This window comes from Bradyrhizobium guangxiense (genome assembly GCF_004114915.1).
In the GTDB taxonomy this organism is placed as follows: Bacteria; Pseudomonadota; Alphaproteobacteria; order Rhizobiales; family Xanthobacteraceae; genus Bradyrhizobium; species Bradyrhizobium guangxiense.
Map to the genome: position 1 here is coordinate 6,204,643 of NZ_CP022219.1, position 11,955 is coordinate 6,216,597.

Below are 11,955 nucleotides of genomic sequence, written 5' to 3' on the forward strand. Positions count from 1 at the left end.
CCTTCGAGGGCCGCTCAAGAGGCGGCCACCTCAGGGTGACGGTGATGGATTAGTGCTCGGGTCGCGCTTGCACAGCCGTCAAATCACGTAAAACCCGTGCGTGCCGTCGCGGCGGAGCTGCTCGACGAGGCCGTATTCCCAATCGAGATAGGCCTGCATCGCCTTCTCCGCGACGTCGGTACCTTCATAGGGGCGGCGGTAGCGGTGGGCCGGATCCGGCTTGGGCAGCACGCGCGGCGGGCTGACCTCGAGCGCGCCGTCATAACCGCCTTCCAGCACATAGACCTCCCAGCCCATCTGCGCCAGCCAGGATGCCGTCATGTCGGCACGGACGCTCCTGTCGTCGGTCAGGATGATGCGCGCCCCGCGCACCGGCGCGGCCATGTCGGTCTCCTGCACGAGTTGCCCGCCCGGATAATGGCGGAAGCCCGGGAGATGGCCGGCCGCATACTCTTCCGCATCGCGCACATCGAAGCGATAGAGCGTGCGATCCGTCTGCGCGACGAGCGCGGCCATCTCGCTCGCACCGATATGGCGAACGCCGGCACGATAGGCGACATCGCGCGCATTGGCGGGACCACCCTGGAACGGCCCGATCGCACCGCGCCTGTCGGCGCCGTGGTCGAGCGTGTGCCGCGCCAGCGTCCAGCCGATGGTGCCGTTGCGCAGCGCCCGCACCTTGTTGGGCACGCCGGCATTGATCAGCGACTGGGTGCCGATGATCGAGCGCGTGCGCCCGGCACAATTGACGATGATGGTGGTCTCGGGGTCCGGGGCGGCTTGTCCTGCCCGCAGCACCAGCTCCGCGCCGGGCACGCTGACCGAGCCCGGAATGTTCATGGTCGCATATTCGTCGAAACGACGAACGTCGAGAATGGCGATGTTGGCCTTGTCCGCGATGAGCTTGGCCACCTCGTCGGCGCTGAACGAGGGCGTGTGGCGCCGCGCTTCGACCAGCTCGCCGAACGCTTTGGAATAGGAATTGACGTCCTCGAAGACCTCAAAGCCTGCCGCGCGCCAGGCCTTCAACCCGCCGTCGAGCGCGCTGATATCAGTATAGCCGAGCGCCGCCAGACGCTCGGCGCCAGCGGCGACCAGCCCCTCACCGTCGTCGTAGAGAACGATCGGCACGTCCCTGCGCGGCAGCCTCGCCTCGGCCTCGATCTCGATCCGGTCGACGGCCATGTTGGCCGCGAACAGCGGATGCCCGGTCGCAAAGCCCGCCTCGTATCTGAGATCGAGCAGCGCTATCTCCTCTCGCAGCAGCAGCGCCCGGCGGATGTCGGCGGGAGTGACGGTGGGAAGCTTCATGACGTGGACCCTAGGGAAGGACAGGCCCTGGGCTTTTGAACGATTAGAAGCGCGTTGGCTAGCCTCAGCGCGTTGGCTAGCCTTGCCGGCTCACTCGCCGGGAACGAGCCGCCCGAGCGGCTTCTGTGCCGGGCGCCGCAGCTTGCGGCGCGACAGATAGAGCAGGATGCCGGTGACCGAAAACAACGGCATCAGGATCGCGGCCAGCATGAAGGCGAACTTGCCCGGCCAGCCCAGGATCGCGCCGCGATGGATGTCGTAGATGGCCGCGATGATCTTCTCGCCGAACGTCTTGTCGGTAAAGCGCTCCGCGGCGACCAGCTGGCCGGTGACGGCGTCGATGCGGAATTCGTCGCGCGTGGTCTCGAGCAACGAGGACTTCCCCCACGACCGGATGCGGATCGTCGTGCCCGGTCCGCCCGGCAGCGTCAGCAAGGCCCTGGCGAACCGATCGCCCTCCTCGCGCAGGAACGTCGTCCATGCCGGATCGAATCCGATTGACGGCACCGGCTCGGAGTTGGCCGCACGCGGCGGCTTTGCGGGCATCTTCGCTGCGACAACGTGCGGACGCGCCAGCAGCCAGGCCACGCCGTCCTTGTACCATTCGAAGGAGAAATACAGTCCGGTGAGCGTCATGGCGAGATAGATCGGCAGGACCCAGGTGCCGATCACGGTGTGCAGAGAGCGATGCAAGGCGCGCCCACCAAGCGCGAGGTTCGGTTTCAACCACATCTTCACGCTGCCCGCACGACGCGGCCAGCGCAGCACGAGACCCGAGACCAGCATGATGATCAGACCGAGCGCGATCGCGCCGGTGATCGGGCGCCCCCAGCCCTTGCCGTCACCGGGAATCAGCAGCCAGCGATGCAGCCGGCGCACGGTCGCGAAGAACGCCTCGCCGCGAGGCGAGCCCAGCACGCGCGCATCATAGGGATCGACATAAAGCGAGGTCGGACGATCTCCCCGCTCGTCGCGCGCAAAACGGACATGGACCGCTGCCGACGGATCGCTCGACAACGTGACGGCCGAGACTTTGCCGAGGTCCTGCGCCGCCTTCAGCCGTGTCACCAGCGCGTCAGGCATCAGCACCGGCGCCTGACGCGGCGCGACCTGCATGATGCCGGCGTTGAGATGATCGATGATCTCGTCCTCGAAACTCATGATCGCGCCGGTCAGCGCGATCAGGGACAGCAGCAGCGCGAGCACCAGCCCCGCGACGGAATGGACCTGGAACAGGACCGCCTTGATCGTGTGCCCCCGCAGCCCCGACATCGCTAGAACTTCACCGTCGCCGACAGCGATACCCGCCGCGCATCGCCGATGGCGACGCCCAGATTGTTCTGTGCGGATGTGTAATAGACGGTGTCGAACAGGTTCTTGACGTTGAGCTGATAGACAACCGGCAATGCCTGATGCTTCGTCTCATAGGTCGCGAAGATATCGGCGACGACATAGGACGGCAGCACGAAACTATTCAACGCATCGCCGGCCCGGTCGCCGACATAGCGGGCGCCGCCGCCGAGCCTGAGCTGGCCGGGAAGCACCGTGCCGAAATCGTAGACCAGGTAGAGCGAAGCCGTGTTCATCGCGACGTTCTGCAATCGCTTGCCGGCATAGGTCGGATCCTCGGTCACACGCGCATCGGTGTAACCATAGCTTCCGATCATGCTCCAATTGGCGGAGAGCCGGCCGGTCACGTCGATCTCGAGGCCGCGCGAGCGCACCTTGCCGGCCGCGGTATAGACGTTGAAGCCCGTCGCGGTGTCGAGCTGGCTGACCAGCACGTTGTGCTTTTCGATATCGTAGACGGCGATCGTGCCCGACAGGCGCTTGTCGAGATCGAATTTCACGCCGGTCTCGTACTGCGTTCCCTCCTCGGGGGCGATGTTCGATCCCAGCACGACGCCACCGCCATTGCTCAGCGGAGCGATGGTCGAGTTCGGCTTCAGCGACTGCGAGTAGCTCGCATAGAGCGAGATCTGGTCGGTGAGCTTGAAGATCGCCCCGCCGAGGGGAAGCACCGCATCCGCCGACACGTTGGTGTTGGTGATGAACGGCTTTCCGCGGCCGGCGATCTGGTCGTAGTCCATGTAACGCACACCGCCGACCAGCGCGAACCGCTCCGTCAGATGCAGCGTGTCCTGGAAGAACAGCGACCACTGGCCGAGCTTGTCGGTCTGGGCGCTGTCGCTGTTCGACACCGTCGCACCCGGTCCGATCAGGCCGTAGACGGGATTATAGACGTTGAAGGAGGGCGCCGCCTGCCGGATCAGATTGTCGCGGTAGATCGTACGGTACTGACCGTCCCCACCGAACAGCACGTCGTTGCGCATGTCACCGAGCCAGAACCCGCCCGAGATGTAGGACGTGCCGTAGCTCGAATTGCTGAGCGAGCCCTGCGTGCCGTCATTGCTGCGCGTCTCGACGCCGGTCTTCGCGTTGACGCCGGTGATGCGGAGCTGGTTGGCGCTGAAAGTCTCGGTGTTGTAACTGTAAGCGGCGGTCACCTTCCAGTCCTGGTTGAGGCGATGCTCGACCGAGGCCTGAATCAGGTCGGACGTCCCCCAAATGTTGTTGTAGGGCTCGTCGAGACGACGCGTCGCGGGGATCGCCAGCGGCACGCCGTTGATGTAGGCCGTGCCGCGGTCGAACGGAGAGATGAACTCGCGGTGCTCGTAATTGAGCTGAACCGTGGTGTCCTGGCCGTACCAGGCGAGCGACGGCGCCACCAGCATCTCGCGATGCCGGCCAAAATTGCGCCAATAATCCTCGCTGACGCCGTATCCGATGAAGCGATAGGCGAGACCCTGGTCGCCGATCGGACCGGTGATGTCGAGCGTGCCGTCAGCACCGGTCTTCGAGGCACTGAAGGCCGAGCCGAGCAGCATGACCGAACCATGCTGATAGAGCTCGGGGCGCTTGCTGATGGTGTTGACGATGCCGCCGGGGTCCATGATGCCGTAGAGCAGCGAGGCCGGCCCCTTCAGCACCTCCACGCTCTCAACGGCGGCATTGAGGCTGCGGCTCTGCACCAGCGGCATGCCGTTGCGCATGATCGAGCCGTCGCGATTGTCGCCGAACCCGCGGCGGATCACGGCGTCCTGAGTACCGGCCAGCGTGTTGGTCTGGGTGATGCCGCTGATATTCACCAGGGCATCGTCGATGTTGCGCGGGAGCTGATCCTTCAGCACCTGCTCGGGCACGACATTGACGGCCTGCGAGGTGTCGAGCGGCGAGGCGCCGCTGCGCAACGTGGTCGCGCTCGGCATCGCACGATAGCCGAGCCTTGCGACCTGTTGCGCGGCGGCTTCCGCGGCCGCTCGCTCCGAGAGCGTCGGCGAGGCAGGTGCCGGATTGCGGTTGCGCTGGCGCGCGGTCTGCGTCGGGCGTGAAGAAGGGTCCGACGCGCGCACCGGCTTCGACCGGGGTGCCGGTGCCTCCACCGTCACCGGCGGCAGGGCTGATTGGGCCTGCGCGGTCGTCGTGCTCGAGGGACATTCGGCGAGCAGCACGGCCGCTCCGATGAGAAGACCCGCCCGGCTCTTGCCGGCGCGGGTTCGACGGCCGTTGATACACAGGCCATCCAGATGAGCAGGCACGTTCGATTCACTTCCAGGTCAGACGCAGCATTGAAGCTGGCGCGTCTAACAGTCGCTGTGCGCGAAGAGAACCGTAGGCGGAGTTGAATCGCTCTAGTGTTGAATCGTTCTAAGAAACGAGCCACCCCGAACGCCAATCTCAGATTGCGATCGTACCGGCCGCGACACGCTGCACGAGAATTCGCGGCGACCCATCACGTTTCATGCGATCTCACGCGATCGCGGGAGCGGTTAGTTCATCGAGCATTCGCTTGAACGCAGCGCCGTCGGACGAGGCCCGCAGCGGCGGGCGCACGCGCTGCCAGCCGGCATCGCCGGTCTGCGCCGCCAGGATCGCCTTCAGCGTCGCGGTGAACGAGGGCGTCTTCAGCACGATGTCGGTCACAGCCCGCATGCGCGCTTCGACATCCTTGCCCTCGACCATGCCCTTGACCAGCTCGGGCACTACATTGGCCATGCCGCAGATGGTGCCGGCGCCGCCGGCTGCGATCGCACGGGCGATATCGGCTTCGTTGCCGACGGTGATGGCGAGCTCGGGCGCTGCGGCACGGAAGGCCTGGAACTGCTTCAAATCGCCGCTGGAGTCTTTCAGGCCGGCGACGACCTTGCCGTAGCGCTTGCGCAGGCTCGCCGCGACGGTGGTGGGGATTGCGACGCCCGACATTTGCGGGATGTGGTAGAGATAGGCGCGCAAGCGATCGTCAGCGACGCCGTCGATGATTGCGGCAAACGCATCTTCAATGCCCTCGGGCGAAACGCCGCGGTCGAAATAGGGCGGCAGCACCAGCACGTGGCGCAGGCCGAGGCCGAGCACGGCGCGCGCGAGCGCGATGCTGTCGGTGATGGCGGGGAAGCCGCCGCCGATGCCGATGCGCTCCGGGGCGACGCCGGCCTTGAGCACGGTTTCAATGATCGTGACGCGCTCGGCGACATTGAAGGAGGTGCCCTCGCCGGTGGTGCCGAACAGCACGACGCCGTCGACACCCTTGCCGAACAGCTGCTTGGCGTGAGCCGCGAGCTTTGCCGAGTCCACGCTGCCGTCGCTCGCCAGCGGCGTCGCCGACGCCACCCAGAATCCGCGAATTGCCTCGGTCATCACACTGCCCTTTGTTCGACTCCGACCTAAGCCTCTGATCCAAAACGATCTTACGAAGCTTTGTCAGACCTTGTTTTTGCTTTACTTTTCATCTTGTACCTTACATACAAGACCCATGCAAACCCTTTCCACCGCGGCGGCGCGCGTGGGCGCAGCCCATTTCTGAGGAGGTCTCGCATGAACGTGGTGACCCCTATCGGGCAACCCGACCAATTGCTCGGCGCCTTGCGCGACAAGCTCGGCGCGGCCGCGGTGCTTGTTGGCACCGACGTGCCGGCGCGCAATTGCAACGACTGGAGCGCGAGCCTGCCGCAGACGCCGCTGGCGGTGATCCGCCCCGTCGATGCGCAAGGCGTGGCCGATGCGATTGCGCCCTGCCGGCAGGCGCGCCTGCCGTTCGTGCCGCAGGGCGGACTGACCGGACTGTGCCGCGGCGCCTCGCCCGAGGCCGGCTGGGTGGCGATCTCGCTGGAGCGCATGAGCGGCATCGAGGAGATCGATCCTGCTTCGATGACGATGACGGTGAAGGCCGGTACGCCGCTGGAGACGATCCAGAAGGCCGCGGACGAGGCCGGCTTCTTCTTTCCGCTCGACCTCGGCTCGCGCGGCTCCTGCGCGATCGGCGGCAATCTCTCGACCAATGCCGGCGGCAACCGCGTGATCCGCTACGGCATGACGCGCGAGCTGGTGCTCGGTCTCGAAGTCGTGCTGCCGGACGGCACCATCATCACTGGCCTCAACAAGCTGATGAAGAACAATGCGGGCTACGATCTGAAGCATCTGTTCATCGGCTCGGAAGGCACGCTCGGCATCATCACCCGCGTGGTGCTGAAGCTGTTCCCGAAGCCGCGCTCGACCATGGCGGCGCTCTGCGCGTTGAAGGATTACGCTGCGGTGATCGCCCTGCTCGGCGCGGCGCGCAGCGGGCTCGGGCCGCTGCTGTCGGCCTTCGAGGTGATGTGGCCGGATTATTGGGACGTGATCACGACACGCGCTGGCGTGAAGCCGCCGGTCGCCGCCGGCCACGGTCTCTATGTGCTGGTGGAAGCGCAAGGGACCGACGAGAGCGTCGATGCGCCGCGCTTCCAGGCCTGGCTCGAGGAGCTGATGGAGCGCGGGCTGCTGGCGGACGCCGCCGTGGCGCAATCGCTGGCGCAGACGCAAGCCTTCTGGCGCGTGCGCGACATCTGCGCCGAGTTCGGCCAGGTGCTGGGGCCGCACATCTCCTACGACATCGGCCTTGCGGTGGCCCGGATGGACGAGTTCGCCACGCGCTGCAAGGCTGCCCTCGCCTCCGGCATCAAGGGCTGCGAGAGCGTCTATTACGGCCATATCGGCGACGGCAATCTGCATCTGGTCTCCTGGGTCACCGGCCTTCCCGTCGAGCAGCAGCCGAAGGAAGAGATGGATGCGATCATCTACGGCCTGGTGCGCGAGTTCGGCGGCAGCGTCTCCGCCGAGCACGGCATCGGCACCTTGAAGAAGCAGTGGCTGGGTCACGCCAGGAGCGAAGCCGAGATCGCGCTGATGCGGACGCTGAAGGCCGCGCTCGATCCCGATCAGTTGCTCAATCCCGGCAAGGTGATCTGAGAAACGCGCATGCGATCGCTCAAGCTCGATACGCCGAAATCGCTGTCGCAGCGGGTGATGCAGCGGCTACGGCAGGCGATCATCGAGGGCGAGTTCGCACTGGGAGCGGCCATCTCCGAGGAGATGGTGGCGAACGCCTTCGGCGTCAGCCGCACGCCGGTGCGCGAGGCCATGGGGCAGCTGCAGGCGCAAGGCCTCGTGGTGATCCGCCCGCAAGTCGGCAGCTTTGTCTTTACGCCGAGCGCGGACGACATCAACGCGCTCTGCACCTTCCGCATCGCGCTCGAACCCAAGGCCGCCGAGCTCGCCCATCGCCACGACCGCGACGGCGCTGTCGCTGCGATGAACGACGCGATCGCGGCGATGGAACCGGCGGTCGTGGCAAAGGACAACATCGCCTATGGCCGCGCCGATGCCGCCTTTCACGAGGCGCTGTTCGCCCATTGCGGCAACCGCTACCTCGCCGAATCCTATCAGCTGGTTTCCGGCCGCGTCGCCGCGCTCCGCACCAACCTGACCTCGCCGATCGACGTGCGGACCCGCACCTCGTTCGACGAGCATCGCAAGCTGCTCGATTTGTTCGCACGCGGCGAGCTCGCCACCTTCGAAGAATTGATGACCACGCATATCACCAATTCGGGCGTGGTCTATGCCAGGGCCCTGAAGGTGGAGACGCCCAGGTCGGAGTGATCCCGCCTATTTCGCACTCTGCGGTCCGGGCCTGTCCAGGAAGTCCAGCGCGGTGTTGATCTGTTCGAGCTGGTGCTCGATCTTGTCGCGATCCTCGATCGACGGCGTCTGTTCGAGCTGTTCCACGAGCTTCTGCTTTCGCAACAGCAAGTTCTCTATGACTGTACTCACAGCTCCCCCATCGCCAGAGGCGAACATTTGCGAGCGCGCGCGAGCCGGGCTCGCAGCAACCCCTGCATCAGAATGTCCACGACGACGGATGGTTCCTGCGGGTGAACCCGGACGCTGATGGAACTAGCGGCGCAGGCTGGCCCAGACGCCGCCCAGGATCAGCAAACCGCCGAGAAGATGGATCAGCTTCGGCGGCTCGCCCAGGATAACGAAAGACAGCAGCGCGCTTGCGATCGGCCCGAGATAGAGCACGAGCGAGGTTCGCACCGATCCGAACTTGCCGCCGAGCCAGGCAAAGCCGGCATAGGCGAGCAGGCCGGGAACGATCCCGGCGAAGACATAGGCCGAGAGCGCCTTGGCGCTGAAGACCTGCCCCGGCATCGCCGACATCTCCATGGCCGCAAGCGGCAGCGAGAACAGGGCGCCCGCGCCCGAGAACAGGCTGATGCGCGCGAGCAGCGACGCCCTCGGCGCGGCGCGCGATTGCAGCAGCGTGTAACCGGACCAGCCGAGCATCGCGATCACGACGAGGCCGTCGCCCGAGGCGGTCTGAACGTCGATCAGCGTCCGCGGATGGCCGCCGGAGATGATGAGCAGCGCGCCTGCAAGTGCGAGCGCCGTGCCGAGCCATTGCAGCGGACCGACATGCTCCATGCCGCGCATGGCCGAGATCAGCAGCACCACGATCGGCGACAGCGCCATGATCAACGCGATATGGATCGCCGTCGTCGACACGCCGGCGGCATAGACCGGACCGCCGCACAGGAACATGCCCATGAAGCCGGCGGCAAGGATCGGCCAGATGTTGCGCCCGAGCTGCACGCGGCCGTCGCGGATCTCCTTAAGTGCGATCGGCGCGAGCCCGACGGCGACGATGCTCCAGCGAAAGAACGCGAGGGCAAACGGCGGGACGGATCCGGCGAGCCCGCGCGCCAGAATCTGATTGGAGGCCTGCGCGGTCGCCACCAGGATGAAGCCGATCAGCGCAACCGCGCCGAGCCAGACGGCCGCAGACGATGCTGCGCCGGCGGCCGCTTCGTTGCCGCCCTCCGATGTTCCCTTGCCCATGAAGCGACCCAATACGCCATGGCTGCGGCGGTGAGAACCCGGATCGCCGCATGTGACGATTGCGACGCTCAATGGGTCGAGGCAACACCGGCGAGCAGCGAGGGCAAAATCGGCAGCGCATCGACCAGAAACACTTAACCCGCCCGGACCGGCAGGGAACCTACAATCTTTCACGCGTCCGTCGGTTGTATTCGCGGGCGTGGGGTCTTATCCCTTGGCCCCATGAACACCCAGATGATCACCGCCGAAAAGCCGCTGATGGCCCAGGCCCGCCCGCGAAAGCCGGCGCCGTTTCTCCCGATGAGCCGCGCCGAGATGGACGCGCTCGGCTGGGATGTCTGCGACATCGTGCTGGTGACCGGGGACGCCTATGTCGACCATCCGAGTTTCGGCATGGCGATCATCGGCCGGCTGCTGGAGGCGCAAGGCTTTCGGGTCGGCATCATCTCTCAGCCGGACTGGCATTCGGCCGAGCCGTTCAAGGCGCTCGGCAAGCCGCGCGTGTTCTTCGGCGTCACCGGCGGCAACATGGACTCGATGGTGAACCGCTACACCGCGGACCGCCGCCTCCGCCATGACGACGCCTATACGGCCGGCGGCGAAGGCGGCAAGCGGCCGGACCGCTGCACCGTCGTCTACGCCCAGCGCTGCCGCGAGGCGTTCAAGGATGTGCCGATCGTGCTCGGCGGCATCGAGGCTTCGCTGCGCCGGATCGCGCATTACGATTACTGGTCCGACAAGGTGCGCCGCTCGGTGCTGGCCGACGCCAAGGCCGACCTCCTGCTCTACGGCAATGCTGAGCGCGCCGTGGTCGAGGTGGCGCAGCGGCTCGCTGCCGGCGAAGCGCCGCGCGCGCTCGATGACATCAGGGGCGTCGCGCTGTTCCGCAGGGTCCCTGAGGATTACACCGAGCTGCACGCCGACGATCTCGATTCCGCCGATGAAGGCGCAACGCGCCAGAAGGGCTTAACCGTGATCCGCTTGCCGGCGCTGGAGCAGGTCGAGCAGGACAAGGAAGCGTATGCCCGCGCCTCACGCGTGCTGCACCGGGAGAGCAATCCCGGCAATGCGCGGCCGCTGGTGCAGCGTCACGGCGACCGCGACCTCTGGCTCAACCCGCCGCCGATCCCGCTCACCACCGAAGAGATGGACGCGGTCTACGATCTGCCTTATGCGCGCGCGCCGCATCCCTCTTACGGGGATGCGCGGATTCCCGCCTGGGAGATGATCAAATTCTCGGTGACGATCATGCGCGGCTGTTTCGGCGGCTGCACCTTCTGCTCGATCACCGAGCACGAGGGCCGCATCATCCAGAACCGCTCCGAGGGGTCCATTCTGCGCGAGATCGAGAAGATCCGCGACAAGACACCCGGCTTCACCGGCGTGATCTCCGACATCGGCGGGCCCACCGCCAACATGTACCGGATGGCGTGCAAGGACCCGAAGGTCGAGGCGGCGTGCCGCAGGCCGTCCTGCGTTTTCCCCGAGATCTGCCCGAACCTCAACACCTCGCATGACGATCTGATCCGGCTCTATCGCAAGGTGCGCGAGACCCGTGGCATCAAGAAGGTGATGGTCGCCTCCGGCGTGCGCTACGACCTCGCGGTCGAGAGCCCGGAATACATCAAGGAGCTCGTCACCCATCACGTCGGCGGCTATCTCAAGATCGCCCCTGAACATACCGAGCGCGGTCCGCTCGACAAGATGATGAAGCCGGGCATCGGCGCGTACAACAAGTTCAAGCGGATGTTCGACGAAGCCGCCGAACGCGCCGGCAAGAAGTACTACCTCATTCCCTATTTCATCGCGGCGCATCCTGGCACGACCGACGAGGACATGATGAACCTCGCGCTGTGGCTCAAGAAGAACCGCTATCGCGCCGATCAGGTGCAGACCTTCCTGCCTTCACCGATGGCGACCGCGACCGCGATGTACCACACCGGCGTCAATCCGCTTCGCGGCGTGCGCCACGGCGGCAGCGACAAGGTCGAGGCGATCAAGGGCCTGCGCCAGCGCCGGCTGCACAAGGCGTTCCTGCGCTACCACGACCCCGACAATTGGCCGGTGCTGCGCGAGGCCCTGATCGAGATGGGCCGCCGCGACCTGATCGGCTCGCAGCCCCATCAGCTCGTGCCCGCACACCAGCCGCCCGGCACCGGCAAGGCCGCCGGCACCAGGCGCCCGGTTCGCCCCGGGAGCAAGACGCAGAAGTTCACGACCAAGGGCCTGCGGGTGATGAAGTAGCCGGCAGCGATCCGGCTCAGCCTCGCCCTCAAGACAAAAATCTCGAAAACAACCCCATGCACAGTAGACGGGGCCAGCGAGATCAATGACTTAAGGCGCGCACAAGCCGGCTGATCGATCGACCAAGTACACGTTTCTCCGTCGGGCAAAACAGGTGCAGGATGGCATCATCGGCCGCGTCGCCGG

8 protein-coding genes are annotated in these 11,955 nt (G+C 65.8%); 3 read left to right on the forward strand and 5 right to left on the reverse strand.

From position 1 onward, the window contains the following. Window positions 1–78 precede the first annotated feature (78 nt). From X268_RS29770 to X268_RS29785, 4 genes are all read right to left on the reverse strand, one after another. Window positions 79–1,311: a rhodanese-like domain-containing protein gene (locus X268_RS29770; RefSeq protein WP_164937995.1), complete on the reverse strand. Its 1,233-nt coding sequence runs from the start codon at window positions 1,309–1,311 to the stop codon at window positions 79–81. Between the two features lie 90 nt (window positions 1,312–1,401). Next, complete coding sequence (locus X268_RS29775; protein WP_128928244.1) at window positions 1,402–2,583, reverse strand: PepSY-associated TM helix domain-containing protein; 1,182 nt, start codon at window positions 2,581–2,583, stop codon at window positions 1,402–1,404. Between the two features lie 2 nt (window positions 2,584–2,585). Then, window positions 2,586–4,910 (reverse strand): TonB-dependent siderophore receptor, encoded by a 2,325-nt coding sequence (locus X268_RS29780; RefSeq protein ID WP_128928245.1) that lies wholly within the window; start codon window positions 4,908–4,910, stop codon window positions 2,586–2,588. A 211-nt stretch (window positions 4,911–5,121) separates the two neighbouring features. Beyond that, window positions 5,122–6,006: a dihydrodipicolinate synthase family protein gene (locus X268_RS29785; RefSeq protein ID WP_164937996.1), complete on the reverse strand. Its 885-nt coding sequence runs from the start codon at window positions 6,004–6,006 to the stop codon at window positions 5,122–5,124. A gap of 177 nt (window positions 6,007–6,183) precedes the next feature. Between X268_RS29785 and X268_RS29790 the strand changes: the two genes are divergently transcribed. Both X268_RS29790 and X268_RS29795 read left to right on the forward strand, forming a co-directional pair. Continuing rightward, entirely contained in the window at window positions 6,184–7,596 is a 1,413-nt protein-coding gene (locus X268_RS29790; RefSeq protein WP_128928247.1) for an FAD-binding oxidoreductase, read from the forward strand. 9 nt (window positions 7,597–7,605) lie between these two features. After that, window positions 7,606–8,286: a GntR family transcriptional regulator gene (locus X268_RS29795; protein ID WP_128928248.1), complete on the forward strand. Its 681-nt coding sequence runs from the start codon at window positions 7,606–7,608 to the stop codon at window positions 8,284–8,286. Window positions 8,287–8,580: 294 nt separating this feature from the next. Here the strand turns inward: X268_RS29795 and X268_RS29800 are convergent, their stop codons facing one another. After that, a complete protein-coding gene (locus X268_RS29800) occupies window positions 8,581–9,525 on the reverse strand; it encodes a DMT family transporter (protein ID WP_128928249.1) in 945 nt (314 codons plus the stop codon). A 222-nt stretch (window positions 9,526–9,747) separates the two neighbouring features. Between X268_RS29800 and X268_RS29805 the strand changes: the two genes are divergently transcribed. After that, entirely contained in the window at window positions 9,748–11,769 is a 2,022-nt protein-coding gene (locus X268_RS29805) for a YgiQ family radical SAM protein (protein ID WP_128928250.1), read from the forward strand. Window positions 11,770–11,955: the final 186 nt, after the last annotated feature.